Annotated in this window: 21 protein-coding genes and 1 tRNA gene; 14 read left to right on the top strand and 8 right to left on the bottom strand. The window is 73.7% G+C overall.

Annotation, left to right across the window (positions count from 1 at the left end):
* Nucleotides 1-11: 11 nt before the first annotated feature.
* From AAH991_RS09275 to AAH991_RS09265, 3 genes are all read right to left on the bottom strand, one after another.
* Nucleotides 12-302 carry a hypothetical protein gene (locus AAH991_RS09275; RefSeq protein WP_346225347.1) on the bottom strand — a complete coding sequence of 97 codons (291 nt, stop codon included), beginning with the start codon at nt 300-302 and terminating at the stop codon, nt 12-14.
* Between the two features lie 190 nt (nt 303-492).
* A complete protein-coding gene (locus tag AAH991_RS09270; RefSeq protein ID WP_346225346.1) occupies nt 493-1,986 on the bottom strand; it encodes an N-acetylmuramoyl-L-alanine amidase in 1,494 nt (497 codons plus the stop codon).
* Nucleotides 1,987-1,991: 5 nt separating this feature from the next.
* Nucleotides 1,992-2,891 carry a M23 family metallopeptidase gene (locus tag AAH991_RS09265; RefSeq protein ID WP_346225345.1) on the bottom strand — a complete coding sequence of 300 codons (900 nt, stop codon included), beginning with the start codon at nt 2,889-2,891 and terminating at the stop codon, nt 1,992-1,994.
* Between the two features lie 100 nt (nt 2,892-2,991).
* Between AAH991_RS09265 and AAH991_RS09260 the strand changes: the two genes are divergently transcribed.
* Genes AAH991_RS09260 through nrfD form a run of 4 tightly spaced genes read left to right on the top strand, consistent with a single transcriptional unit; the run spans nt 2,992 to nt 10,865 of the window.
* A complete protein-coding gene (locus tag AAH991_RS09260; RefSeq protein WP_346225344.1) occupies nt 2,992-5,958 on the top strand; it encodes an AfsR/SARP family transcriptional regulator in 2,967 nt (988 codons plus the stop codon).
* A 33-nt stretch (nt 5,959-5,991) separates the two neighbouring features.
* Complete coding sequence (gene fdh / locus AAH991_RS09255; protein WP_346225343.1) at nt 5,992-9,165, top strand: formate dehydrogenase; 3,174 nt, start codon at nt 5,992-5,994, stop codon at nt 9,163-9,165.
* Nucleotides 9,158-9,907 (top strand): 4Fe-4S dicluster domain-containing protein, encoded by a 750-nt coding sequence (locus AAH991_RS09250; protein WP_346225342.1) that lies wholly within the window; start codon nt 9,158-9,160, stop codon nt 9,905-9,907. The genes fdh and AAH991_RS09250 overlap by 8 nt, the downstream gene beginning before the upstream one ends.
* A gap of 22 nt (nt 9,908-9,929) precedes the next feature.
* On the top strand, nt 9,930-10,865 hold the full coding sequence (gene nrfD / locus AAH991_RS09245) for an NrfD/PsrC family molybdoenzyme membrane anchor subunit (protein WP_346225341.1): 936 nt from the start codon (nt 9,930-9,932) through the stop codon (nt 10,863-10,865).
* On the opposite strand, the gene AAH991_RS09240 is transcribed toward nrfD, so the two are convergent.
* Nucleotides 10,862-11,419 carry a DUF6886 family protein gene (locus AAH991_RS09240; RefSeq protein WP_346225340.1) on the bottom strand — a complete coding sequence of 186 codons (558 nt, stop codon included), beginning with the start codon at nt 11,417-11,419 and terminating at the stop codon, nt 10,862-10,864. The genes nrfD and AAH991_RS09240 overlap by 4 nt on opposite strands.
* A 45-nt stretch (nt 11,420-11,464) precedes the next feature.
* Nucleotides 11,465-12,478 (bottom strand): selenide, water dikinase SelD, encoded by a 1,014-nt coding sequence (gene selD / locus AAH991_RS09235; RefSeq protein WP_346225339.1) that lies wholly within the window; start codon nt 12,476-12,478, stop codon nt 11,465-11,467.
* A gap of 90 nt (nt 12,479-12,568) precedes the next feature.
* Here selD and AAH991_RS09230 point away from each other — a divergent pair.
* From AAH991_RS09230 to AAH991_RS09220, 3 genes are all read left to right on the top strand, one after another.
* A tRNA-Sec gene (locus AAH991_RS09230) sits at nt 12,569-12,661 on the top strand.
* Nucleotides 12,662-12,761: 100 nt separating this feature from the next.
* Entirely contained in the window at nt 12,762-13,076 is a 315-nt protein-coding gene (locus AAH991_RS09225) for a hypothetical protein (RefSeq protein WP_346225338.1), read from the top strand.
* A gap of 52 nt (nt 13,077-13,128) precedes the next feature.
* A complete protein-coding gene (locus AAH991_RS09220) occupies nt 13,129-13,458 on the top strand; it encodes a hypothetical protein (RefSeq protein ID WP_346225337.1) in 330 nt (109 codons plus the stop codon).
* An 86-nt stretch (nt 13,459-13,544) separates the two neighbouring features.
* On the opposite strand, the gene AAH991_RS09215 is transcribed toward AAH991_RS09220, so the two are convergent.
* Complete coding sequence (locus AAH991_RS09215; protein WP_346225336.1) at nt 13,545-14,684, bottom strand: pectinesterase family protein; 1,140 nt, start codon at nt 14,682-14,684, stop codon at nt 13,545-13,547.
* 329 nt (nt 14,685-15,013) lie between these two features.
* On the opposite strand from AAH991_RS09215, the gene selA reads away from it, so the two are divergent.
* Together selA and selB are read left to right on the top strand one after the other, a co-directional pair.
* The gene (gene selA, locus AAH991_RS09210) at nt 15,014-16,303 is read left to right on the top strand and encodes an L-seryl-tRNA(Sec) selenium transferase (RefSeq protein WP_346225335.1); all 1,290 of its coding nucleotides are present in this window, start codon (nt 15,014-15,016) and stop codon (nt 16,301-16,303) included.
* The gene (gene selB, locus AAH991_RS09205) at nt 16,303-18,087 is read left to right on the top strand and encodes a selenocysteine-specific translation elongation factor (protein ID WP_346225334.1); all 1,785 of its coding nucleotides are present in this window, start codon (nt 16,303-16,305) and stop codon (nt 18,085-18,087) included. The genes selA and selB overlap by 1 nt, the downstream gene beginning before the upstream one ends.
* Here selB and AAH991_RS09200 read toward each other — a convergent pair.
* Nucleotides 18,079-18,486, bottom strand: a complete 408-nt coding sequence (locus tag AAH991_RS09200; RefSeq protein ID WP_346225333.1) for a PPOX class F420-dependent oxidoreductase — start codon at nt 18,484-18,486, stop codon at nt 18,079-18,081. The genes selB and AAH991_RS09200 overlap by 9 nt on opposite strands.
* A 69-nt stretch (nt 18,487-18,555) precedes the next feature.
* On the opposite strand from AAH991_RS09200, the gene AAH991_RS09195 reads away from it, so the two are divergent.
* Nucleotides 18,556-19,173 carry a TetR/AcrR family transcriptional regulator gene (locus AAH991_RS09195; RefSeq protein WP_346225332.1) on the top strand — a complete coding sequence of 206 codons (618 nt, stop codon included), beginning with the start codon at nt 18,556-18,558 and terminating at the stop codon, nt 19,171-19,173.
* Nucleotides 19,170-20,084 (top strand): NADP-dependent oxidoreductase, encoded by a 915-nt coding sequence (locus AAH991_RS09190; RefSeq protein WP_346225331.1) that lies wholly within the window; start codon nt 19,170-19,172, stop codon nt 20,082-20,084. Before AAH991_RS09195 ends, AAH991_RS09190 begins: the two co-directional genes overlap by 4 nt.
* A 90-nt stretch (nt 20,085-20,174) precedes the next feature.
* Here AAH991_RS09190 and AAH991_RS09185 read toward each other — a convergent pair whose 3' ends face one another.
* Nucleotides 20,175-21,488, bottom strand: coding sequence for a cryptochrome/photolyase family protein (locus tag AAH991_RS09185; RefSeq protein WP_346225330.1), 1,314 nt, complete (start codon nt 21,486-21,488; stop codon nt 20,175-20,177).
* Nucleotides 21,489-22,032: 544 nt separating this feature from the next.
* Here AAH991_RS09185 and AAH991_RS09180 point away from each other — a divergent pair.
* Genes AAH991_RS09180 through AAH991_RS09170 form a run of 3 tightly spaced genes read left to right on the top strand, consistent with a single transcriptional unit; the run spans nt 22,033 to nt 26,202 of the window.
* Nucleotides 22,033-24,423: a hypothetical protein gene (locus AAH991_RS09180; protein WP_346225329.1), complete on the top strand. Its 2,391-nt coding sequence runs from the start codon at nt 22,033-22,035 to the stop codon at nt 24,421-24,423.
* A 43-nt stretch (nt 24,424-24,466) separates the two neighbouring features.
* Nucleotides 24,467-25,447, top strand: a complete 981-nt coding sequence (locus AAH991_RS09175; protein WP_169981617.1) for a MinD/ParA family ATP-binding protein — start codon at nt 24,467-24,469, stop codon at nt 25,445-25,447.
* Nucleotides 25,447-26,202, top strand: coding sequence for a hypothetical protein (locus tag AAH991_RS09170; RefSeq protein WP_346225328.1), 756 nt, complete (start codon nt 25,447-25,449; stop codon nt 26,200-26,202). Before AAH991_RS09175 ends, AAH991_RS09170 begins: the two co-directional genes overlap by 1 nt.
* Nucleotides 26,203-26,215 lie beyond the last annotated feature (13 nt).

Here is a 26,215-nt window from a genome sequence, read left to right as displayed (position 1 = left end):
GGCCGTACGCCCTACCGGTCGTCCTTCGGCGTCTGGGTGAGCACCTGGTCGGCGGTCGCCGTCACCACCGCCGCGGCCGCCGAGATGTCCCTGACCTGCTCGGCGGGAAGGGCCCGAAGCACCTTCTCCAGCGCCTCGAGGTCCGCCTGGTAGGCGGCCGCCATCGCCGCCTGGGCCTTGGCGGTGCGCTGTGCCTGCTCCACCGCCTTACCGAGGGCACGGCCGGCGCGTTCGACGGCCCTGGCCGCCTCGATCGCCGCTTTCTCAAGATTTCTCGCCCACTCGGGCGGCTGGTCGCTCATCGATGTCCTCTGGGTGAGGGTGGGCCCCGCGGGCATGAGCCGCCCACGAAGGTGCCGGATCAGGCCCTTAATGCCCGCCCTGCGGGCTCTACACCCCGCGGAGCCCAAGCTCTCAGAAATCTCCCAGTCCATGCGGGAGGGCCCCCGCGCGGTGCGGCGCGCGAGGGCCCCGGGACGCCGCCGGAAGCGGTCAGCCGCAGTGCTCGAAGGGGCTGTCGTAGCCGGACGACCCGGCCTTGCCGCCCCACTTCACGCACTTGTCGGCCGCGGCCGCCCGGACCGGTCCGGCGTAGTAGCCGTAGTCGCCGGAGTCGGTCACCCGGCTCCTGCCCTGGACCTCCAGGTAGGCGCTGGTCGCGGTGGCCGTGCCCAGCGACGTCTTCTTCAGCGTGACCACGCAGTTGTAGCCGTTGCCGGAGTTGTAGAGCAGGTAGACCGTGCCCGCCGTGCCGAGGGCGGCCGAGTCGATCACGGAGTAGCCCGCGCCGCACACCTGCTCCGGCGTGTACGGGTTGCCGGTCCCGCCGCCGCCCGTGACGTACCGCATGTACGTGTTCCAGTCCCAGTGCGGCCCGGGATCGGTGTGGTTGCTCCCGGGGACCTGGTTGTGTCCCACGATGTGCGACCGGTCCTTGGGGATGCCGTACCGATTGGCGATGGAGCGGACGAGGGCGGCCGAGGAGCGGTACATCGCGTCGGTGAACCAGGACGCGTCGTCCACGTAGCCCTCGTGCTCGATGCCGACCGAGTGGTGGTTGTAGTCGGAGTTGCCCGCGTGCCAGGCCCGGTCCTTCTCCCGCACCATCTGGGTGACCGCGCCGTCGGAGGACCGTACGACGTAGTGCGCCGACACCTGCGCGGCGGGGTTCTGGAACCAGGAGATCGTCCCGGCGTACGAGCCCTGAGTGACGTGGATGACGATGCGGTCGATCGAGTCGCTCGCCGGCCGGTCGGACACCGCGTAGTTGGCGGTGCTCGCCGCCACCCACGTCGCGCCGGGGTAGTCGACGGCCGCCGTGGCGAGCGTGCGGTTGTCCGGCCGGTCCAGGTCGCGGGCGCCCGCGAGGGCTCCCCGGTCCGGGGCGACCGGGCGGGCGGCGACGGTGATCGTCTCACCCGCCGGCGTCCGCGCGGTGAACCCGGCCGACAGCAGTTCGTAGACGGCGTCCGCGTACAACCGGGCGACCTCGGGCGCGCTCGCCCCGCCGTACCGCGCGACGGCGGTGTACCAACGTCCGGCGTCGGCGCGGGCGGCGGCGTCCAGGCCCAGGGCGTCGGCCCTGGCCCGCAGGACGGCCGCCGCGCCCGCGACGTTGGCCGCGTCGTCGGTTCTCAGCGAGGCGACCGGGACGCCGGTGAGCCGCGCCGCCTCCTCCAGGGTGTGCTGCGTGGGGTTGCTGACCAGGTGCGCCACGCCGTACCCGCCGCTCGCGCTCGGCCTGCCGTCGTGGCCGTCGAGGTGGGTCTCGGCGTAGGCGAGCGCGACGAGCAGGTCGCGGGGGACGCCGTGGTCCGCCGCCGCCCGCGTGAAGGCGGTGGCGAGCGGGCCCTCGGCGGCCGAGGCCGGCCCGGCCGGGACGAACCCGGCAGGAACGAACCCGGCAAGGCACAGCAGGAACGTCACGACGCCGGCGGCGGTCAGGGCCGTGCGTCGGGACACGCGGACGACCAGGGGTTCGGTCATGGCGGTCAGCCGCAGTGCTCGAAGGGGCTGTCGTAGCCGGCCGAGCCCGCCCTGCCGCCCCACTTGACGCAGGTGTCGGCGGCCGAGGCGCGGACCGGTCCGGCGTAGTAGCCGTAGTCGCCGGAGTCGGTCACCCGGCTCCTGCCCTGGACCTCCAGGTAGGCGCTGGTCGCGGTGGCGGTCCCGAGGGAGGTCTTCTTCAGCGTGACCACGCAGTTGTAGCCGTTGCCGGAGTTGTAGAGCAGGTAGACCGTGCCCGCCGTGCCGAGGGCGGCCGAGTCGATCACCGAGTAGCCGCTTCCGCAGACCTCCTGCGGGGTGTAGGGGTTGGCCGAGCCGCCGCCGCAGTTGTGCGAGGTGACGGTCTGCGCGGGGTACCCGAAGGTGACCCCGTTGAAGACCGCCTTCTGGATGTTGGCGGGGTAGGACGTGTCGGTCGTGCGTACCTCGTAGTGCAGGTGCGGCGCGATGTTGTTGCCGGGCTTGCTGGTGTTGCCGACCTCGCCGATCTTCTGGCCCTGGGAGACGTGCGCTCCCTGGCTCACCGAACGGACGCGCAGGTGGGCGTAGTAGGTGGACCACCCGCCGCCGTGGTCGATCTTCACGAGGTTGCCGAAGCCGTTGGTCGAGCCCTGGTGGGCCGAGATGACGACCGTGCCGGCCGCCGCCGCCACGACCGTGTCGCCGAGGTCCGCGTCGGCCGTGCCGCCCCGGTTGAAGTCGATCTCGTACGACTGGTGGGCGCTGCTGGCGCTGGAGTTGCCGGTCCACACCTGGCCGCAGGGGAACGGCATCTGGAAGTCCGGGCGCGGACCCGCCGCGGAGGCCGCCGGGGCGGTGGCGGCGCCGAACGCGAGGCCGAGGACCACCGCGAGGCCCGTCGTGACAAGCGATTTGAGTCTCATGACCCAAAAGAGTCGGAATCCACCGCACAAAAAACATCAAGAGTCGGTACAAAGGGTGGGCGAGTCATGGCGAACCGGTCCTTCGAGGAGCAACGCGGTCATGACAGTCGATCAGCCCATGTTCAGCGTGCTCGGTCCGCTGGAGGTCCGCCTGCCGGGGGCGTCACCACGGCTCGGTGGCCGGAAACCCCGCATGCTCCTGGCCACCCTCCTCCTCCACACCGGTCACACGGTCGGCGGCGGCGAGCTCGCCGAGGTGCTGTGGCCGGACCATCCGCCGCGCTCGACGGCGGCCAACCTCCGCACGTACGCGAGCGCCCTGCGCGCCGAGCTCGCGAGGACCCCGGCCCGCATCCGGGCCGTCGGCGCGGGGTACGCCATCGAGCTGCCGCCGCAGGAGCTCGACCTGCTGCTGTTCGAGGAGCGGGTGACCGCCGCCCGGGAGTGCCGGGCGCGGGGGCGGCCGGACGAGGCGGCGGAACTGCTGGCGCGGGCGCTCGCGCTGTGGCAGGGCGTCCCGCTGGCCGACCTGCCCGGCAGCCCGCTGTGGGACCGCCGGCTCGACCGGCTCGCCCAGGCCCGGCTGCGCGCCGCCGAGGACCTGGTCGAGCTGCGCATGGCGGCCGGGGAGTACGGCGAGGCGGCCGGGGAGCTGCGCGCACTGCTCGCCGACCACCCGTTCCGCGAGGACCTGTGGCGCCGGCTCATGCTGGCCCTGCACTGGTCGGGGCGGCAGGGCGAGGCGCTGCACGCCTTCACGGCGATCCGCGAGCAGCTCGTGAACGAGCTCGGCATCGAGCCGGGGCCCGAGCTGCGCCGCGCCCACGAGGCCGTGCTCGCCGGGGAGCCGCCCCCGCGCCCGCCCGCGCCGCCCGGTTTCCTCACCGCCCCCGCGCTCGCAGCCGCTCCGGCTTCTCCCGGCGCCACGTGGTCTCCCGGCGAGGCCGGTTCGCCCGCCGGCCCGGTGCTGCCGGCGGTCCCCGGCCCGCCGGACGGCAGGGCCCTGGTCGTGCCGCGCCAGCTGCCGCCGGACCTGGTGGACTTCACCGGGCGGGCCGCCGAGGTCGCGGCGCTGACCCGGGCGCTCGCCCCCGGCGGGGTCGCGGTCGTCACCGGGCCGCCGGGCGTCGGCAAGACCGCGCTCGCGGTGCGGTGCGCGCACGCCGTCCGCGAGGCGTATCCCCACGGCCAGCTCTTCCTGTCGCTGGGCGGCACCGCGCCGCCCGACGACGCCGCCGGGTCGCCGCCCGGGCCGGGGGAGCTGCTGGCCGAGGCGCTGCGCGCGCTGGGCGCGGCCGAGCCGCCGCCGCCCACCGTCCACGAGCGCGCCGCGCTCTACCGCACGCTGCTCGCCGAACGGCCGATGCTCGTCGTGCTCGACGACGCGGCCGGAGCCGCTCAGGTGCGGCCGCTGCTGCCGGGCGGCGCCAGTGCCGTCGTCGTGACCGGCAGGCGGCGCGTCACCGAACTGCCCGGCGCCGCCCGGATCGACCTGGACGTCCTGCCGCAGGCCGAGGGGCTGCGGCTGCTGACGGCCATCGTCGGCGCGGAGCGGCTGAGGCGGGAGCCGGAGGAGGCCGCCGCCATCGTGCGGGCCTGCGGCCGGCTGCCGCTCGCGATCCGGGTGGCCGGGGCCCGGCTGGCGGCCCGCCCCGGCTGGTCCCCGGCCGTGCTGCGCCAGCGGCTCGACGACGAGACGGCCAGGCTCGCCGAGCTGCGCGCCGGCGACCTGGAGGTGCGGGAGTCCTTCGACCGCAGCTACCGCCTGCTGCCGGACGACGCCGCGCGCACGTTCCGCGCGCTCGGCCTGCTCGGCACCCGCCCGCTGCCCGGCTGGGTGGTCGACGCCGTGCTCGACCGGCACCGCAGCGACGACGTGACCGACGAGCTGGTCGACGCGAACCTGCTGCGCCCGGTCGGGACCGACCCCCTCGGCCAGCCCCGCTACCGGCTGCCCGACCTGCTGCGCGTCGGCGCCAGGGACAAGGCGGGGGAGGTGGACATGCCCGCGCTGGCACGCGTGCTCGCGGGCTGGACGGCCGCCGCCGAACACGCCACGGCCCGGCTGCCCACCACGGTCTTCCGCCTGGCCTCGCCCGCCGCCCGGCGCTGGCGGCTGCCCGAGGACGCCCTGCGCCGGGTCGCCGCCGACCCGGTCTCCTGGTTCGGCGCCGAGCACGAGACCCTGGTCGAGGCCGTACGGCTGGCCGCGGACGCGGGGCTGGCCGGCGCCGCCTGGGGCCTGGCGGCGGCGCTCGTGCCGTATTTCGACCTGCGCTGTCACCCCGGGGCCTGGGAGGAGACCCACCGCGTCGCCCTGGAGGCCGCCCGCGCCGCCGGAGACCGGGCGGGTGAGGCCGCGATGCTGCGGGGGCTCGGCCAGGTGGCCCTCTACCGGGACAGGTACGCCCAGGCGGCGAACATGTTCCGCCGCTCCCGGGTGATCTTCCGCGCGCTCGGGGACGTCAGGGGTGAGGCCGTGTCGGTCTGCGGGCTGGGCGCGGTCGGCCAGTTCCGGGGCGATCCGGCCGCCGCGTCCCGGCACTTCCGCAGGGCCCTCGGGATGTTCGTGTCGCTGGACGACCGGTCGGGCGAGGCGTACGCGAGGCAGGCGCTCGGGCGCACCTGCCTGAGCACGGGCGACCTGACCGGCGCCGCGGACTGGCTCGGCGGCGCGCTGCGCATGGCGCGGGAGCTCGGCGACGCCCACCGGGAGGGCTGCGTGTCGCTGCAGATGGGCCGCCTGCACGACCTCGCGGGCGAGACCGGCCGGGCGATGCGCGCCCAGGGCCGCGCGCTGACCATATTCGAGGGGTTCGGCGACCGGCACTGCGCGGCGTACGCGATGCAGGGCCTGGGCGGGCTCCAGGCGGCCAGAGGCGACTGGCGGCACGGCTCGGCCCGGCTGGAGAGCTCGCTGGCGATCTTCCGGCAGCTCGGCGACAGGAGCGGGGAGGCCGCCACCCGCCGGCTGCTCGGAGAGCTGCACCGTTCGTCGGGACGGCGCGCCCTCGCCCGCGGCTACCTGCGGGCGGTCACCACTCGCCAAACCGGCGATTTCCCGTGATTAGGGCGCGGCGGCCGGGGCAGGACAGCCGTCGTGGGTGGTGGATGGCTCTCCCGCTGGCCGGTGATCCGGCAGCTCAAGGGAGAGGACGGCAGGGGGCGGGCGGCGCGCTCGGCGCGTACGGACGCCCTGCGGCCCCGGGTCGAGGACGCCGAGACCGTCGCGCGTTCCGTCTGCCCGTACTGCGCCGTGGGCTGCGGCCAGCTCGTCTACGTCAAGGACGGCAAGGTCACCCAGATCGAGGGCGACCCCGGCTCGCCGATCTCCCGTGGGCGGCTCTGCCCGAAGGGATCGGCCAGCAAGCAGCTCGTGACCCATCCCGGCCGCCAGACGAAGGTCCTCTACCGCCGGCCGTACGGCACCGAGTGGGAGCCGCTCGACCTCGAGACCGCGATGGACATGATCGCCGACCGGGTCGTGCGGACCCGGCGGGAGACCTGGCAGCAGACGCACGAGGGGCACGAGGTCAGGAGGACTCTGGGCATCGCCAGCCTGGGCGGGGCGACGCTCGACAACGAAGAGAACTACCTGATGAAGAAGCTCTACACCGCCCTCGGCGCGATCCAGGTCGAGAACCAGGCGCGCATATGACACTCCTCCACCGTCCCCGGTCTGGGGACCAGCTTCGGGCGTGGCGGCGCGACCCAGTACCAGCAGGACCTGGCCAACGCTGACTGCATCGTCATCCAGGGCTCCAACATGGCCGAGTGCCATCCGGTGGGGTACCAGTGGGTGATGGAGGCACGCGAGCGCGGCGCGAAGGTCTTCCACATCGACCCGCGCTTCAGCCGGACCAGCGCGACCGTGGACAGGTACCTGGCGATCCGCGCCGGCACCGACATCGTGCTGCTCGGCGCGCTGATCAACTACGTGCTGTCGAACGGGCTCGACTTCCGGGAGTACGTCCTCGCGTACACGAACGCCGCGACCCTGGTGAACCGGGACTTCCGCGACACCGAGGACCTCGACGGCCTGTTCTCCGGCTTCGACGAGGAGACCGGCAGGTACGACCCGTCGACCTGGGCGTACGAGGGGGACGTGCCGGAGGAGAAGGAGCTGACCGAGGGCGGCAAGCGTCATGCGGAGGCGGCGGGGTCCGACTCCTACGGCGCGCGCGGCGCGGGCGCGAGCGCGTCTCCGCCGAGCGACCCGACGCTGACCCATCCGCGCTGCGTCTACCAGATCCTCAAGCGGCACTACTCCCGCTACACACCGGAGATGGTCGAGGAACTGTGCGGCATCCCGCCGGAGCGGTTCCACGAGCTGGCCGAGGCGATCACGGCCAACTCGGGCCGGGAGCGGACCACGGCGTGGGTCTACTCGGTGGGCTGGACGCAGCACTCGGTCGGCGTGCAGTACATCAGGGCGGCCTCGATCCTGCAGCTCCTGCTGGGCAACATGGGCCGGCCGGGCGGCGGGATCATGGCCCTGCGCGGCCACGCCAGCATCCAGGGCTCCACCGACATCCCGACGCTGTTCAACCTGCTGCCGGGTTACATCGCGATGCCGCACGCCCACCGGCACGACGGCCTCGACCACTACCTGGAGCAGGAGGGCGCCGACACCGGCTGGTGGGGCAACCGCCGCGCGTACATGGTGAGCCTGCTCAAGGCGTGGTGGGGCGACGCGGCGACCGAGGACAACGACTACTGCTTCGACTACCTGCCGCGCCTGACCGGCGACCACGGTCACTACGCGACCGTGATGGGCCAGATCGACGGCACGGTCAAGGGCTACTTCGTCGTGGGCGAGAACCCGGCCGTCGGCTCGGCCAACGGCAAGGCGCAGCGGCTGGGCCTGGCCAACCTCGACTGGCTGGTGGTCCGCGATCTCATGCTGGTGGAGACCGCGACGTTCTGGAAGGACGCGCCCGAGATCGAGACGGGCGAGCTGCGCACCGAGGAGATCGGCACCGAGGTCTTCTTCATGCCGGCCGCGAGCCACGTGGAGAAGGAGGGGACCTTCACCAACACGCAGCGGCTGCTGCAGTGGCGGGAGAAGGCCCTCGACCCGCCGGGCGACTGCCGCAGCGACCTGTGGTTCTACCACCACCTCGGCAAGCGGATCAGGCAGCGCCTCGGCGGCGACGAGATCGACCGGCCGGTGATGGAGCTGACCTGGGACTACCCGGAGATCGGCGAGCAGCGCGATCCCGACGCCGAGGCCGTCCTGCGCGAGATCAACGGTACGGCCGCCGACGGCCGCCTGCTGGCGTCGCTGCGCGAGCTGAAGCCCGACGGCTCGACGAGCTGCGGCTGCTGGATCTACTGCGGGGTGTACGCCGACGGCGTCAACATGGCGGCGCGCCGCACGCCGCACACCGAGCAGGGACCGGTCGCGCTCGAATGGGGCTGGGCCTGGCCGGCCAACCGGCGCATCCTCTACAACCGCGCCTCGGCCGACCCGCAGGGCCGCCCGTGGAGCGAGCGGAAGAAGTACGTCTACTGGGACGCGGACAAGGGCCGGTGGACCGGACCCGACGTGCCGGACTTCGAGGAGGACAAGGCGCCGGACTACCGGCCGCCGGAGGGGGCCAAGGCCGAGCACGCGCTGGCCGGCACCGACCCGTTCATCATGCAGTCGGACGGCAAGGGCTGGCTGTACGTGCCGTCCGGTCTGTCCGACGGGCCGCTGCCCGCCCACTACGAGCCGCACGAGTCGCCGGTGCGCAACGCGTTGTACGGGCAGCAGGCCAACCCGGCCCGCCGGACCGTCGACCGGCCGGAGAACCCGTACAACCCGGCGCTGTCGCCCCGGTTCCCGTACGTCTACACCACGAGCCGGCTCACCGAGCACCACACGACGGGCGCCATGAGCAGGCCCCTGCCGTACCTCGCGGAGCTCCAGCCGGAGGCGTTCTGCGAGGTGTCGCGGGAGATGGCCGAGGAGGTCGGGCTGGAGAACGGCGACTGGGCGACGATCGTCACCGCGCGGACCGCGATCGAGCTGCGGGTGCTCGTGACCGGCCGGGTGCGCCCGCTGCGCCTGAACGGGAAGGCCGTCCACCAGGTGATCATGCCGTACCACTGGGGGTACAGCAGCGGCGGCGTGATCACCGGGGACGTCGTCAACGACCTGTCGTCGATCGTGCTCGACCCGAACGTCTACATCCAGGAGAGCAAGGCCGGCACCTGCGACGTCCTGCCGGGCCGCCGTCCGCGGGGCAGGGCCCTGCTCGACCTGATCGAGAGGTATCGCGATGGCTGAGAGGGTGGGGTTCTTCACCGACACGTCCATCTGCATCGGCTGCAAGGCCTGCGAGGTGGCGTGCAAGGAGTGGAACGACGTGCCCGACGACGGGTTCGTGTTCCGGGCCACCTCCTACGACAACACGGGCGCGCTCGGCGCGAGCACCTGGAGGCACGTCGCGTTCGTCGAGCAGGACGGCCGCTGGCTGATGATGTCGGACGTGTGCAAGCACTGCACGCATGCCGCCTGCCTCGACGTCTGCCCGACCGGCGCGTTGTTCCGCACCGAGTTCGACACCGTCGTCGTCCAGTCCGACGTCTGCAACGGCTGCGGCTACTGCGTGCCCGCCTGCCCGTACGGCGTGATCGACCGCAGACAGGACGACGGCAGGGCCTGGAAGTGCACGCTCTGCTACGACCGGCTGCGCGGCGGAATGGAGCCCGCCTGCGCCAAGGCGTGCCCGACGAAGTCGATCCAGTTCGGGCCGCTGGACGAGCTGCGGGAGCGGGCCGAGGCGAGGGTCGAGCGGCTGCACGCCGAGGGCGTGACCGAGGCCCGGCTGTACGGCGAGAGCCCGGACAACGGGGTGGGCGGCACGGGCGCGTTCTTCCTCCTGCTCGACGAGCCGGAGACGTACGGCCTGCCGCCGGATCCCGTGGTGACCACGCGCGACCTGCCGGCGATGTGGCGCTGGGCGGGCGGCGCGGCGCTCGCCCTCGCCGCCGGCGTCGCCGCCTGTTTCGTACGGACAAGGACGTGACCGCTTCAGTGGGGAGGATCTGATGCCGAGGCGCCGGGACGAGATGGTGCCGGACGCCGAGTTCCGGTCGTACTACGGCCAGCCGGTCGTCAAGCGGCCCATCTGGCACGAGCCGCACATGCCGGCGTACCTCTACCTGGGCGGGCTGTCCGGCGCGGCGGGCGCGATGGCGGCGGCCGCCCGCCTCACCGGTCGGGACCGGCTGGAACTGGCCGCCCGGATGGCCGCCTTCGCCGGGGCGGGCGCCGGAACCGTCTTCCTGGTGGCCGAGCTGGGTCGTCCCATGCGCTTCCTCAACATGCTGCGGGTGTTCAAGTTCACCTCGCCGATGAGCGTCGGGTCCTGGACGCTGGCCGCCCACAGTGGGCTGACCGGCATCGCGGTGGGCTCCGCGGTGACCGGCCTGCTGCCCCTCGCGGGTGGCACCGCGTCGGTGGCGAGCGGCCTGAGCGGCGTGGCGATGGCCACCTACACGGCCGTCCTGCTGGCCGACACCGCCGTTCCCGCCTGGCACGAGGGGAGGCGTGAGCTGCCGTTCCTGTTCTCGGGGAGCGCGCTCGCCTCCGCGGGCGCGGCCCTGATGCTGACGACACCCCGGGCGCAGGCGGCGCCCGCCCGCGCGGCCGCGGCGGCGGGCGCGATGGCCGAGATCGTCGCGGGCGGGCTGCTGGAGCGCCGTCTCGGGCTCGTCGGCGAGCCGTACCGGCGGGGCAGGGCGGGCAGGCTCATGCGGGCGTCCCGCGTGCTCACGCTGGGCGGCGGCCTGCTCGCCACGGTCGCCGGGCGCAGCCGGGCCCTCACCGCCCTGTCCGGGCTCGCCATCACGGCCGGGGCCCTGTGCACCCGGTTCGGCGTGCTGGAGGCGGGCCGGGCCTCCGCCGAGGACCCCAGGTACACCGTCGTCCCGCAGCGTGAGCGGGTGGACGCCGGCCGCCCCGCCTCCGTCCCCGGCCGCTAGCCGGCGGGTCGGCGTGACGCGGGCCGGGGACGGGCGTTGCGGAGGCGGATGCCGCTCCAGCCCAGGGAACCGCCGGTCACCGCGTCCCAGAACGGCCACAGGTTGTCCAGCAGCCTGAGCTGGATGCCGGCCTCCTCGTGCAGCCGCAGCAGGTCGCCGACGGGCTCCGGCGGCCCGAGCGGCTCGACCGGCTCGGTCGCGACCACCGCGTTCGGCACCGGCTCGCCGAACGGGACGAACCGCTCCGCCGGGAAGCGGTAGGCGTACAAGCGGACGGTCAGGAACGCCTCCAGCCAGCCGTACTCGATGGCGTGCACCCGCTCGCCGCAGCCCGGGCCGATGACGCGTTCCCGGTCGTCGTCCGTGGTCGCCGGGGTCGTCCAGGCCATGGCGCGTGGACATCGGCGGGGAAACCAGTAGTCGGGGCAGCGCTCGGCCGGAACCGCCCAGACGTAGGCCTCCGGTTGCCGCGCGGTGGCCGCCACATGCGGGACGAACCGCGTGATTCCGGGGTCCTCGGAGAAATGCAGCACCTCACCGGGCTCAGGTCGCATGTCCCGGGTCTACCACCTCACCACCGCCCCGGACATCGGGAGCTGTCAGGCGAGGCGGATCGCGGTGGCCTCTGCCGGGACGAGCTCGCCGACGACGGGCGCGCCGGGAACCACACCGGCGACCAGCAGGCCGCCCGAGGTCTGGGCGTCGGCCAGCAGGAGCAGATCCTCCTCCGCGTACCCGGCCGGGTCGAGGTGGGGACGCACCCACTCCAGGTTGCGGCGCGTACCGCCGCTGACGTAGCCGTCGTGCACCGCCTGCCGCGCCCCCTCCAGGTAGGGCACGGCCGCCACGTCGACCACCGCCGTGACGCCGCTCGCCCTGGCCAGCTTGTACAGATGGCCGAGCAGACCGAAGCCGGTCACGTCGGTCGCGCACCGGGCCCCGGCCGCCAGCGCCGCCCGGGAGGCGTCCCGGTTGAGCGTCGTCATCACCTCGATCGCCTGCGGGAACACCTCGCCGGTCGCCTTGTGCCTGGTGTTGAGCACACCGACGCCGAGCGGTTTGGTGAGGGAGATCGGCACGCCGGGCCGGCCGGCGTCGATGCGCAGCAGCCGGTCCGGGTCGGCCAGGCCGGTTACCGCCATGCCGTACTTCGGCTCGGGGTCGTCCACGCTGTGACCGCCCGCGACGTGGCAGCCCGCCGCCCGCGCCACGTCCAGGCCCCCGCGCAGCACCTGCCCGGCGAGGTCCATGGACAGCTTCTCCCTGGGCCACCCCAGCAGGTTCACCGCCACGACGGGTTCGCCGCCCACCGCGTACACGTCGGAGAGCGCGTTGGCGGCCGCGATCCGTCCCCAGTCGTACGGGTCGTCCACGACGGGGGTGAAGAAATCCGCTGTGGCGACGACCGCCCGGCCGCCCTCGATCCTGACCACGGCCGCGTCGTCGCCGTCGTCCAAGCCGATGATCAGCTCGTTCCCGTACGCGGACGGGCCGGGAGCCACGAGCCCGGCCACGATGCTCTCCAGCTCGCCCGGCGGAATCTTGCAGGCGCAGCCGCCGCCGTGCGCCTGCTGGGTCAGCCGGATCTCGGCCCGCTCCGCCGTCTCGGTCATGCCGCCCCCGCTCCGGGTCGTCGTTCGTCCGCCGCGCCACACCGGGGGCGTCGGGAGGTTCCCTACCCCGTTGCGGCTAGGTTTCTCCCTGGAGGTGTGTGGGCGCCTGGTGGTCCCCGCGGTCTTCAAAACCGACGAGGCCGAGGTCCTCGGCCTGGCGGGTTCGATTCCCGTCCACCTCCGCTCGCCCCGGCCTCGACACGTCACTTCGCCCGATTCCGCTGGCACCGCCGGAGCGTTCACCCGGGGGCGGCCGGGTTAGTTCCGTGTTTACTATTCGTGATTGATTGATGACATACCGTGTCATGCCGTCCCCCTGCATGACACACTCAACGCGCTGTTCCGGCACAGGCCGCAGTTCGCGGTGGAGATGCTTCGCGACCGGCTGGACCTTGATCTGCCGGGTGGGCTGCCGGTGCAGCTGGTGGGCAACGAATTGAACGATCGTCCCTCGACCGATCTGTATCCGGACACGGTGATCACGGTAGGGGCCCAGCATGATCCTCTACACGCGATCATCGTGGAGGTCCAGCAGCGCGAGGACTCGGGCAAGCAGCGGACGCGAGCTGCCGGACGATCACGCTGCGCAACACTATGAATACGAATACCGACTCGCTTCGCAGGCCGCCAGACACATCATGGAGAAAATCATGGAGACCACCACTTGGCCGGTCTACAGCCCTTTCGCCCGTCAGCATTACGGGAAGGGCCTCGAAGCCGGTCTCGAAGCCGGTCGCGAGGAGGGGCGCGAGGAAGGTCGCGAGGAAGGTCGCAGACGGGGACGGGCAGAGGGCGAGGCGAGGGCGGTGCTGACCGTCCTGGAAGCCCGGGGGATCGCCGTCTCCGACTACGACCGCGTCTTCATCGAGACGTGCACGGACCTCGCTCTGCTCGACGAATGGATGCGGCGCGCCCTGACCGTCACCCGTACCGACGACCTGTTCGTCGAGCCGCGAGAGTCCGAGCAGTCCGACGGCTGAGGCGCTCGGCCGATAAGCGGAGGGCCGCTCCGGGGGCGCTGACAGCGAAGTGACGGGTCGCCGCCCTCCGACGCGTCGGCGCGAGGTCAGCGTCCGGACGGGCGGGGGAGCAGGGCGGGGCCGGGGCGCCAGTCGCCGAGGTAGGCGCGGGGGGTGTGCTCGGCGGCCTGCCGAGGAGTGAGCTGGGGACGGTTCCCGGGGACGGGGACCGCGGCGCCCGGGCCGGTGTTGTGGAACTCGCCGAACCGCGCGTCCTGCCAGTGGTAGCCCGAGCTCATGTCCACGTACGGCGTGGCCGCGTCGATCGAGGGCCCCATCCGGGTCTCGCGGACGACCAGTGACGGGAGGGCGGTCGGGTCGCTGCTTGGCCGCCACGGCCGGGCCAGGCCGAAGGACGCGTCGGCCGCCGTCCCGTCGATCACGCAGTGCACCGCCAGATAGCCGTGGGGGTTGGCGGCCGCCGTGCTCGGCGCGAACACGAAGCCGTACGGACGGAACGTCGCGTCCCTGGCCAGAGTGGTCAGCTCGCACCGCTCGAAGACGGCGGTCGCGCGGCCGAAGACGAAGTCGACGTCCCCCTCGATGTGGCACTCGCGGAAGTACTGCCGGGCGAAGGACGCCAGGGTGCGGGTGTCGGCGTACAACGTGTCCTGGTGGCCGAGGAACCGGCACCTTTCGAAGTACGACCGGTCGCCCATGACCTTCGCCGCCACCGCCTGGGTGGCCGTGATCTCCGGGTGGTCGGCCCGCAGCCAGTCGTTGGCGAACGTGACGTGGGCGGCGGTGAAGCCGTCGGCCTGGATCGTGGTGGTGGCGCTGCCGCTGGTGCCGTACGTGCCGCCCTCCGGTTTGGGCGTGCCGGCCGCGTTGCCGTAGACGATCACGACGTCGCGCGCGTCGCCGGTCGCCCCGAGGAAGCACAGGCCGGTCTTGGCCTGCGGCACGAGGACCGTCTCCCGGTACGTCCCGGCCGCGATCACCAGTGTCCAGCCCCCGGCCGGCGAGTCCGGCGTCGCGTCGACGGCGGCCTGGACGGTGGTGTGGTCCCCCCGGCCCCGGCCGTCCACGTAGAGGGTCCGGTCGTTCAGCCGGCGGCGGGGCGAGCCGTACCGGCCGAAGGGGGGCACGTGCGCGGCGCGCGCGGGTGACGCGACCACGAGGCCGAGGATCGCGGCGGCGCCGGCCAGCGCCTGCCGTCGGCCGATCAAGGGGGGCAGGGGCGACATCGCGGACTCCTATCGGTCACATATATGAACTGCTTCCTCACATGCGAACATCAGCACCGTAAGATCCGCCTCGGGTCGTGTCAATGACGTGCTGTGGCCCGAGTTGCAAGACGATGTCAAGCGATCTCCAAGCCGGACCGGACAGCATGACCGCGTCGTTCACGAACGACGAAAGGGGCGCCGGACGGACAAGCCGGCGGTGCAGGCCACGTCTCCCGTCCGCTGCCAGAGCCGACAAGCCGGCGCGCCGTCGTGCCCCCGGTCGGCGCGCCCGACGCGCACGGCCCGCCCTGCGGGGCGGGCCGTGCGCCGTCGCTGTAATTTGAAGTGTGGATCCACGGAGGCGGGTGCCGCGCACCGACGCCGTGCTGGCCGATCCGCGGCTGGCCGCCGCCATCGGGCGGCTCGGCCGCCCGGTGGTCAAGGACGCGGTCGCGCGGGCGCAGCAGCGGGTACGGCAGGGCGAGATCGAACCGGAGGACGTCGCCGGCGTCGCGCTTGCGGCGCTGCCACGTCACGCCACGAGCCTGCGTCCCGTGCTCAACATGACCGGCGTGCTGCTCCACACGAACCTGGGCCGTGCGCCGCTGTCCCCGGCCGCCGTCGAGGCGGTGACGGTGGCGGCGGGGGCGACGGACGTGGAGTTCGACCTGGCCACGGGGGCACGGGCACGCCGCGGGCGCGGCGCGGTCGAGGCGCTCGCGCGGGCCGTGCCCGCCGCCGAGGGCGTGCACGTGGTCAACAACAACGCCGCCGCCCTCGTGCTGGCCGCCACCGCGCTCGCCGCCGGGCGGGAGATCGTGATCAGCAGGGGTGAGCTGGTCGAGATCGGCGACGGTTTCCGCATCCCCGACCTGCTCGTGTCCACCGGCGCGCGCCTGCGCGAGGTGGGCACGACCAACCGCACCGCCCTGGCCGATTACCGGGACGTGATCGGGCCGCACACGGGGTTCGTGCTGAAGGTCCACCCGTCGAACTTCCGCGTCGAGGGCTTCACCGGCTCGGTCGAGGTGGCCGAGCTGACCGGGCTGGGCGTGCCCGTGGTCGTCGACATCGGGTCCGGCCTGCTCGACCGTGATCCGCTGCTGCCCGAGGAGCCCGACGCGACGAGCGTGCTGCGGGCCGGCGCCGACCTGGTCACCGCGAGCGGCGACAAGCTGCTCGGCGGTCCGCAGGCGGGCCTCCTGCTCGGCCGCCGCGACCTCGTCGAACGGCTCAGGCGGCACCCGCTCGCGCGGGCGCTGCGGGTGGACAAGCTGACGCTGGCCGCGCTCGAGGCGACGCTGCGGGGCCCGGAGCCTCCCGTACGGCAGGCGCTCCACGCCGATCCGCTCATCCTCGGCGAGCGGGCCGAGGCGCTGGCGAAGGCGATGTGCCAGGCGCGCGTGGACGCGGCGGCCGTGCCCGCGGACGCGACCGTGGGCGGGGGCGGGGCCCCCGGCGTGCGCCTGCCGAGCGTGGCCGTGAGCCTGCCGGAGCGGCTGGCCGTACCGCTGCGGCGGGGCGAGCCGCCGGTCGTCGGCCGGGTCGAGGGCGGCCGCCTGCTGCTCGATCTGCGCGCCGTGCCGCCGGAGCGGGACGGCGAGGTCCTGGAGGCCGTCCTGAGGGCGGCCGGCTGATGCACGTCGTGGCCACGGCGGGGCACGTCGATCACGGCAAGTCGACGCTGGTGCGTGCGCTGACCGGGATGGAGCCCGACCGGCTGGAGGAGGAGCGGCGGCGCGGCCTCACGATCGAGCTGGGCTACGCCTGGACGGCGCTGCCCTCCGGGGAACGGGTGGTGTTCGTCGACGTGCCCGGGCACGAGCGGTTTCTCGGCACGATGCTCGCCGGGGTCGGCCCGGTGCCCGCCGTGATGTTCGTCGTCGCCGCCGACGAGGGGTGGATGCCCCAGTCGGAGGAGCACCTGGTCGCGCTGCGCACCCTCGGCGTACGGCACGGCCTGCTCGCCGTCACCCGCGCGGACCTCGGTGACCCCGCGCCCGCGCTGAAGGACGCGCGGGATCGGCTGGCGGAGGCCGGGCTGGGCCCGGTGGAGGCCCTGGCGGTGAGCGGGCGCACCGGCGAGGGCCTGGACGGGCTGCGCGCCGCCCTCGACCGGCTGGTGGCGGCGCTGCCCGCGCCCGATCCGCACGCTCCCGTGCGGCTGTGGATCGACCGGGTGTTCAGCGTGCGCGGCAGCGGGACCGTCGTGACCGGCACGCTGCCCGCCGGTCGCGTCGAGGCCGGCGACGAGCTGGAGCTGGACGGGGAGCCGGTGCGGGTGCGCGCCCTGGAGTCGCTGAAGGAGCACGTCGAGTCGGTCACCGGGGTCGCGAGGGTGGCGCTCAACCTGCGCGGGCGGGTCGCGCCGGAACGCGGCCGCGCCCTCGTCACGCCCGGCGCCTGGACGGCGACGGACCTGGTCGACGTGCGCGTGACGATGGCGGTGGGCGCCCGCGGGCCGCTTCCCGCGCGGCTCACCGCCCACATCGGCTCGGCGTCGGTGCCGTGCGAGGTGCGGCCCCTCGCCGCCGAGGCCGAGGGGACGGCGGCCCGGCTGCGCCTGGCCCGGCCGCTTCCCCTGCACCTGGGAGACGCGCTGCTGCTGCGGGACCCGGGCCGCGGGCACGGCGAGCTGCGGGTGCTCGCGCGGGCGACCGTCCTCGACGTGCGACCTCCGGAGCTGCGCCGCCGGGGGGCGGCCAGGGAGCGGGCCAGGGCGCTGGCGGACGCGTCGGTGGACGCCGCCTCCCTGCTGCGTACGCACCTGCTGCTGCGCGAGGGCGAGCTGGTCGCGATGGGCTGCCCGCCCGGGGGACGGCCGGTGGCCGCCGGTTGGCACGTCGACCCCGATCACTGGTCGGCGCTGTCCGCCCGGCTCCCGGAGGTCGTACGGCGGTACGCGGCCGATCACCCGCTGGAGCCCGGGATGCCGGTGGAGGCCGCCCGCCACGAGCTCCGCCTGCCCGACCGCAGGCTCGTGGCGGCGCTCGTACGGCCGCCGCTGGCGGTGGCCGACGGGCGGATCACCACGACGGGCCGCGTCCCGGCGGGGGCGGCGGGGCTGCCCGCTCCGGTCGCCCGCGCGGTGCGGACCCTGCTGGACGACCTGGCCGGGGCTCCCTTCAAGGCGCCGGAGGCCGGGCGGCTGGCCGAGCTGGGGCTCGGGCCGCGGGAGCTCGCCGCCGCCGTACGCGCCGGGGCGCTGCTGCGCGTGGCCGACGGAGTGGTCCTCGCGCCCGGGGCCGACGCGCGGGCGGCGGCGCTGCTGGCCCGGCTGCCGCAGCCGTTCACGGTCAGCCAGGCCAGGAGCGCGCTCGGCACCAGCCGCCGGGTCGCGGTGCCGCTGCTTGAGCATCTCGACCGCGGAGGCCTCACCGAGCGGGTGGACGAGGTCCACCGCCGGTCGAGGTCATCGTGAGGCGACGTCGCGCTTGCCGGCGGCGGGGTTGCCGGGGTCGACACCGAAGCTGATGATCCGCCGCGGATGCACGCGGATGATCGGGCCGGAAAGCGGGGCCTTCGAGTCGGCGGGGTCGGTGAGCGCCTCGCCGTACCCGCGTATCTCCAGGCAGCGCACCTGCCAGGGGTCGACGGACGGGACGTCATCCACGACGAACGCCACCTTGCCGTTGGCCAGCACGTTGCGGAACTTGCGGCTGGCCGCCATGTCGCGCCCGCCGATGTCGATCGTTCCCAGCTCACGGTTGTAGCGGAACCCGACCGGACTCACCTGGAGCGTGCCGTCCGGCTGGAGTGTGGCGAGCCGCCCGATCCGCTGACCGTCGAGGTACTCGATTTCGCGCTCTGTGAAGATCATGACCTCATGATAATCAAGTGGCTGATTGATGTTTGTCACTCAAGCACTTGAATGGCTAGAGTCCGGCGCATGGTTTCTTCAGCACGGCGCGCGCCACAGGAACGTGGGAAGGCGGCCGAACAGACCCGCGAGCGGATCCTGAAGGCGGCGGTCGAGGAGTTCGGCGCGAAGGGCTACGCCGGGGCCCGGACGGCCGCCATCGCGGCCGGGGCCGGGGTCAACCAGCAGCTCATCTCGTACTACTTCGGCGGCAAGCAGGGGCTCGTCGAAGAGCTGCGCCGCAGGTGGGCGCGGGCGCAGGAAAGCAGGACGCCGCCGGCCGCGACGTACGCCGAGAGCGTGGCGGCCCACCTCGACGCGACGCTGGACAACCCGGACTGGTCCCGGCTGGTCATCTGGCAGGCGCTGGGAGACGGCCCGGGCGCCGACAGCGACGACGAGTGGGCGCAGGCGCAGCGGGCCCGGCTGCGCGAGGCCGTCGAGCGGACCCGCAGGCGCCAGGAGGAGGGCGAGATCACCGGCGAGCTGGACGCGGAGTTCGTCCTGCTGGTCGCCTACGCCCTGGCTTTCGCGCCCATCGCGCTGCCCCGGATGGTCGAGGGGATCGTCGGCGCCGATCCGCTGTCGAAGGACTACCGCGAGTGGGTCGCCGGCCAGCTCGCCGCGATGACGAGGAGACGCTCATGAGCAGGACGGTCGTGTTCTCCGCCTACGGCGGCCCGGAGGTGCTGCACATCGTCGACCTGGAGCCGGACGAGCCCGGAGCGGGGACGATCAGGGTCCGCGTGAGGGCGGCGGGCGTGCAGCCCTTCGACGCGCTGTTCCGCGGTGGGGGAGCCCACGCCCATGTGCCCGCGACGTTCCCGCAGCGGCTGGGCAACGAGTTCGCGGGCGTGGTCGACGCCGTCGGGGAGGGCGTCACCGGTGTGGCCGTCGGCGACGAGGTCCTCGGCTGGGCGATGCTCGCGTCGTACGCCGAGCACGTCGTCGTCCCGCCGGACCAGGTGGCGCCGAAGCCCGCGTCGATGCCGTGGCCGGAGGCCGGGGTGCTGTCCGCGTCGGGGCAGACCGCCGACACCGCGCTGGAGAAGCTGCGGGTCGGCGCCGGGGACACCGTCCTCGTGCACGCGGCGGCCGGTGGGGTCGGCACGTTCGCCGTGCAGATCGCCCGGGCGCTCGGGGCGACGGTCGTCGGCACCGCGAGCGAACGCAACCACTCCCACCTGCGCGACCTCGGCGTGATCCCGGTGGCGTACGGCGAGGGGCTGGCCGAGCGGGTGCGGGCCGCCGCCCCGGACGGCGTGCACGCCGCGCTCGACGCGGCCGGGACCGTGGAGGCGCTGGAGGTCTCGGCGGCACTCGTGGCCGACCGCACGCGCGTCGGCACCATCGCCTACCAGCCCGCCGCCGATCGGATCGGCGTCCAGCGGCTCGGCGCCGAGCGCTCGACCGCCCGGCTCGGTGGGCTGACCGCGTTGTACGAGAAGGGCGACCTGAAGGTGAGGATCCAGGAGGCGATCCCGGTCGAGGAGGCGGCGCGGGCGCACACGCTGATCGAGTCCGGCCACACCACCGGCAAGCTCGTCCTGGTCTTCTGAGCAGACCTCCTCGGGTCGCGCGCCGTCGCTCTCCACCGGACGGGCGCGTGCACAGGACGGTCTCTACGCCGCATCCGCGGGCCCGGCGCGTCAGGCTTTGAGCTCGCCGCCGAGGGGCGAGGCGGGGTAGCCGGGGACCCCGCCGCGGGCCCTCCACGGCTCGTGGACCAGGTCGCCGGGAAGGGACGCCAGTTCGGGGACGTAGCGCCGCACGTACTCGCCCTCGGGGTCGAACTTCTTGGCCTGCCGGAGGGGGTTGAGTTTGCGGTAGGGCCGGGTGTCGTTGCCCGTCCCGGCGACCCATTGCCAGTTGCCGCAGTTGTTGGGCATGTCGCCGTCGAGCAGCCATTCGGCGAAGTGCTCGAGCCCGGCCCGCCAGTCGATGCCGAGCCGCTTGGTCAGGTAGGAGCCGGTCACCAGGCGCACCCGGTTGTGCATCCAGCCCTCGGCGAGAAGCTGGCGCATGCCCGCGTCCACGATGGGAACCCCGGTCAGGCCCTCCCGCCAGGCGGCCTCCGCCTCCTCGTCGCGCCGCCACTCCACGTCTCCCGGCCGGTAGTCGCGCCGGCCCATCTCGGGGAAGGCGTTCACCACCTGGTAGTGGAAGTCGCGCCAGCACAGCTGCCTGACGTACTCCTCGCCGTCCGGCCGCCGGCAGGAGCGGTCCACCACCTCCAGGGGCGACACGCAGCCGAAGTGGAGATAGGCGCTGAGCATCGAGGTGCGCCCCGCCATCCGGTCGCGCGTCTCGGCGTAGGCGGCGAGCCCGTCGCCCACCCACCGCAGCAGCCGTCGCCGGGCCTCGCTCTCCCCGCCACGCACGACCCCGTACGGCTCGGGGGACGCCTCGGGGAGGACGCCGGGGTCGATGCCGGGCGGCAGGCGCATGCGGTGGGGCGCGCCGAGGACCGGTCGTCTCGCGGTGCCCGACCAGGCCCGCCAGTACGGCGAGAAGACCCGGTAGTGGCTCCCGCCGCCGGGCCGCAGCGCGCCGGGGGGCACCACGGTCACGCCGGGGAAGAGGCGGAACTCCAGCCGGTGGGCCCGGCACTCGTCCGCGAGGCGCCGCTCCCGGCGCCGGGCCAGCGGGCTGACGTCCTCACTCGCCCAGATCGCCGACGCGCCCGCCGCCGCGGCCGCGCGTACGGCATGGGCCACGGGATCGCCGTGCCGCACGACGAGGTCGCCGCCGAGCGAGCGCAGGGACGACCGCAGGTCGTGGAGCGACGCGTGGAGGAAGTCGCGGCGGTGCCGGGCCGCGATCGCGGAGTCGAACACGAACATCGGAACGACGTGCCGGGCCACGGCGGACGCCTCGCAGAGCGCCGGGTGATCGTGAATTCGCAGGTCCCGGTTGAACAGCACGACGACGGTCTCCACGCGTACCTCTTCGCGGCCGATCACGCCCGCGGTTGCGCCTCCCGGGTAAATCGCGAGATCGTTTCGCCGGGCGGCCGGGGCTGCTTCACCCCGAGACCGGTCGTACGCATGCTGTAATGTCGGAAAAGTGCGGAACGCTGGTTATTCCCCGGGTATATGAAGGCTATTCACATCGGATGTGTCTATCGGGTGGACGGGGAAAGGCGGGCATGGGAACCCGTGCGCCACCGGACGCGTCCGATGTTGTGAAAGCAGAATGAAACACCAGGTCAACCGGCTGTCGGGACGGTCGGGCCAGATGGAATCCGGCACTTCTCCAGACAAGCGGAGAGAAGATAACGGGCACCTCTTCTGGGTCCCTTTCGGATGACCATATCGGTGTTATTTGCGGCTTATCCTCAACTCGTGATTTCTATGGTTCTTTTCCTTCCCAACACATCGCAGTCAGTCTAAGATCTCGTTCTATGTATCGGTATGCATCAAGATTTCCTGTTAGGCAAGTGCGACGCCTAAGTCACAGTGATGCTCTGGCCGAACATGCCGCCGTCGCCACCCTCTCCCTGTTCCGGTGCGCATGAATCCGCCCGCCGGGGATGTGACGCTCGACCCCGGCCGGGGGATGGCATGGGTGGACGAGCACGGCGCCCACCTCGTCGACTACGCCTCCTGCCACCTCGAGCCCGCCCCCATGCTCGCGGCGGTGATCGCCGCGCTGGAGTCGTGCGCCGCCCGGGAACTGCCCGGGAACGTTTCAGACCGGGCCTGGCTGCTGTCCGCGCTGCGCCGTGAGTGCGCCACCGGCCCGGGACGGGGATTCCTGCCCGGGCCCGGTTCCGGCGGACCCGACCCCCGGGCGGTACGGCGTGCCTGGAGCCTGGCGGATCCCCTGGGCGCCGAGGCGCTGCGCCTTCTCTACCGCCACGAACTCCCGCTGCGGGATCTCGTGTACGTGCTCGCCCTGCCGGTCAAGGAGGCCGGCAGGCTGATCGCGCGTACCCAGGACGTGGTGGAGATCCTCGTGAGCGGCCTGGACGGCCTCGCCCGGGGCCGTCCGATCTGCCCGGAGCTCGGTCCGCTGGCCGCCGCCGTCTTCCCCGACGAGCACGGCGAGGCGGCCGACTTCGGGGCCGCACGCACGGCCCTGCTCCGGCACATCGTGACCTGCGTGGTCTGCAAGCGGCCCATCAACATCCGATACACCGTTCCGCAGATCCTCTCCCGTCCCCCGGTGGCCGACCTCACGACCGAGACCAGGCAGCGACTCCTGGACGCGCTGAACAGGGCGGCCACCGCCCGGGCGCAGCGGCCGGCACACCGGCCCCCCTCGTCGTTCGGCATGCCGCTCGCCGCTCCCGTGAACACCGCCCCCGCCCCGGCCGCGCGGCAGGAATCGCCGTCGGCGTCCGTCCCGCCGCCCCGGACGGTCGCCCCGGTGACCCCGACGCCACCGGTGCCGCCGCTGGTGCCGCCCGACTCCGGCCTGTCGACGGCCGTGCCCCGCCCGGCCCCGCCCCCGCAGCCGGGAACGGCACGTCCCGCCGACGCTCCCTCCGGCGCCTCTTCCGGCGCTCCGGCCGGCCCCGAGCTGCCGGAGCGTCCGGTGCGGGCCATCTCCCAGGAGGACACCCAGCCGGGCCTGGCGTGGCCGTCGAGGGGGTCGAAGTCACGCGCCGCGCAACGGCCCGCGCCGTCCCCCGGCTCCTCCGGCGCCGCCGGTCCGGCCGGATTCACGCGTTCACCGCAGTCGCAGGGCCCGGCGACGTCAGCGGCCTCGCCCGGCCCCGCCGGGCGGGCGGGTCCTGCCGGCTCGCCGGGGTCGCCGGAGGCCGCGACGACGGGGACGCCCAGAACCACTGGGACTGGGACTGGGACTGGACCTGGACCTGGGACTGGGACGGCCGGCGAGCCGCACCCGGCTCTCGGACCGGCCGCCGAACTGCCGCCGGGGCAGGACACGCCTCTCTACAACGCGCTGCTCTCGCAGATCAGGGCCAGGGAGGCCCTGGCACGCGCCGCCGAGGCGGTCCCCGCCCCCGCCGACCGCGCCCCAGCGGACCGCGCCGGCGCCGGCAACGTCGCGGACGCGCCCGGGGAGGTGGAGTTTCCCGACAGGCCGCTCGCCGGCGCGCAGATCAGGATCGTCGAGGTGCTGGCACGGGTCGGCTCGCTGTTACGGGCGACCGCCCTGCGGATCGTCATCGTCGTCGTCGCGGGGGCGGCGGGAACCGTGACGGGGATCAACCTCTTCGCCCCCGCCCCCCAGTCCCAGAGAGGGGCGCTGGAGGCGAACATCGCGCGGTCGTCCGCCGACCCCGCAGGAGCGGGGACGGGAACGGCCGCGAACCCCTCGACAGCCGGCGCGGCGGACGGCGCCGCGGCGGCGGGCGGGGCCGGGGCGGGTACGGCCTCGGGCACGCCGCAAACCACGGTGACAGCGACCGCCGCGACCGGAGACGCCGCGCAATCCGGCGGCCAGAGCACGGCGGGGAGCGCCGGGCAGCCCGGCGGCCAGAGCACCGCGGGCAGCACCGGGCAGCCCGGCGGCCAGAGCACGGCGGGGAGCGCCGCACAGCCCGGCGGAGACGGCGGAACCGCGGGCGCCGGGCAACCCGGCGGCCAGAACGCCGCTCAGGACACCCCCGCCTCCCCGGGCGTCTTCCTGATGGGCGCCTGGGGCGTTCAGACGCCGTCCGTCATCACCCTCGACGCGTTCGGGAGAGGCACCCTCACTCTCTCGACAACCTCCGGAAAGCCCGTGAAATGGCGGATATCGGCGCCCGGCCTGGTGGTCGAGCCGTCCAGCGGAACGCTCAAGCCCGGGCACACCGACGTGCTCACCGTGCGCGCGCTGCGCGTCCGCTACTGGTGCGGGGTCCCCTCGCCCGTGACGGCGCCGCTCGAACTGCACGGCCCGAAGGGCAGGAAAGGCACCGCCACCGTGCGATGGAGCACCTGCTGACCGCCGCCCCCGAATCCTCTCGTCCTCGGTGAAAGGACCCGACATGACCGAGATCCACACTTCGGTGCCTACTCCCGCCGAGCAGTTCCCGGAGAGCGTGCCTCTCACGGCCGAACATCTGCTGACCAACCGCCGTGTGGAGCCCACCGGAGGCTGGCGGCGGCTCGTCTACCAGCTCTCCGGCGGCCGGATCATCCCCTCGGAGTCGGCGGCGGAGATGGAACGCCGCACGCTCATCGCGCACGCCCAGACGCCCGTCGCCAGCGGTCACCACAGGATCGCGGTCATGAGCCTCAAGGGCGGGGTGGGGAAGACCACGACGACGGCGGCGCTGGGCAACACGCTCGCCTCGCTGCGCGGCGACCGGGTGATCGCCATCGACGCCAACCCCGACCGGGGGACGCTCGGCATCAAGGTCAAGTCGGAGACCGCGGCGACCATCCGGACCCTCCTGGCCGAGGCGCCGCACATCGTGCGGTACGCCGACGCCCGCGCGTTCACCTCGCAGTCGTCCGCGCGGCTGGAGGTGCTCGCCTCCGACACCGACCCGGCAGTCAGCGAGGCGTTCAACGCGGAGGACTACCGTACGGTCGCCAATCTGATCGAGCGCTACTACTCCATCTGCATCACCGACTGCGGCACCGGGCTCCTGCACGGCGCCATGGGAGCCACGCTGGAGCTCGCCGACCAGATCGTGCTGGTCACCATGGTCGCGGTGGACGGTGCGAGCTCGGCCGCCGCCACCCTCGACTGGCTCACCGCCCACGGCCACGGCCATCTCGTCAAGAACGCCATCGTCGTGCTGAACGCGGTCGAGCCCAAGTCGCACGTCGACGTCGACCTGCTCGAACGCCACTTCGCCGGGCGTTGCCGCACGGTGGTGCGGGTGCCGTTCGACCCGCACCTGAAAGAGGGCGCGGAGGTCGACCTCGCCCGGCTGCGGCCCACCACCCGCGGCGCGTACCTGCGCCTCGCCGCGGCGGCCGGGCAGGCGTTCGGGCAGCGGCCGGACCGGAGCAAGTAGTGGGACCGGTAATCCCCGATCCGGCGCTCGACTGGGACCTGGGACCACCGCGCCGGTGGGATCCCCGGCATCTGGTCGTCGCCATCGCGGGGGTCGTCACCGTGATCGCCGTCGCGGTGATCGTGCTGCAGACGCGCCAGGCGGAGGCGCCGCCGTCCACGCCGGTGCGCGTGGCGGCGCCGACCGTCGCGCTGGCGGCGCCCGCGGGGCACGAGGGCGACGGGGGCTACCCCGTCGGCTTCCCCCACACGGAGATCGGGGCGGCGTCCGCCGCGGCCGCCGCGTTGGAAGCCGCCTGGACGCTCGACGTCGGCCAGGCCGAACAGGCGGCCGCGCTGTACGCCCCGCCGGACCAGCGCAAGGAGGCACGCGAGGGTGCGCGCGATGCCGTACGCGGCTGGCGGGAGACCCTCGGCCTTCCCGCCGAAGGCGACCTTCCCTCGGGGGCGGCGCTGCGGACGCAGACGATCGGCGTCCAGTGGAAGGTCCGCTCCGAGGACCAGGTGCAGGTTTCCGTCCTGGTCCAGGTGACGGCGACCACGGGCGCCGGCGCCACCGGCCCCGTCTACTCCAGCCCCTACGCCATGAGCCTGCTCATGGCGTGGAAACCCGATATGCGCGGCGCGGACAAGGGCGACTGGGTCAACATCCCCGACCCGACTCCTCCGTCCGTGCCCGCAGCCGCTCTCCCAGGGACGCCCGAGTTCGCCGCGGCGGGCTGGAAGTCCCTCATCGGTCCCCGGCCCACTCCCTAGATCGAGGAAGAGC

This window comes from Microbispora sp. ZYX-F-249 (genome assembly GCF_039649665.1).
In the GTDB taxonomy this organism is placed as follows: Bacteria; Actinomycetota; Actinomycetes; order Streptosporangiales; family Streptosporangiaceae; genus Microbispora; species Microbispora maris.
This window is presented reverse-complemented; position numbering and strand designations above follow the sequence as displayed.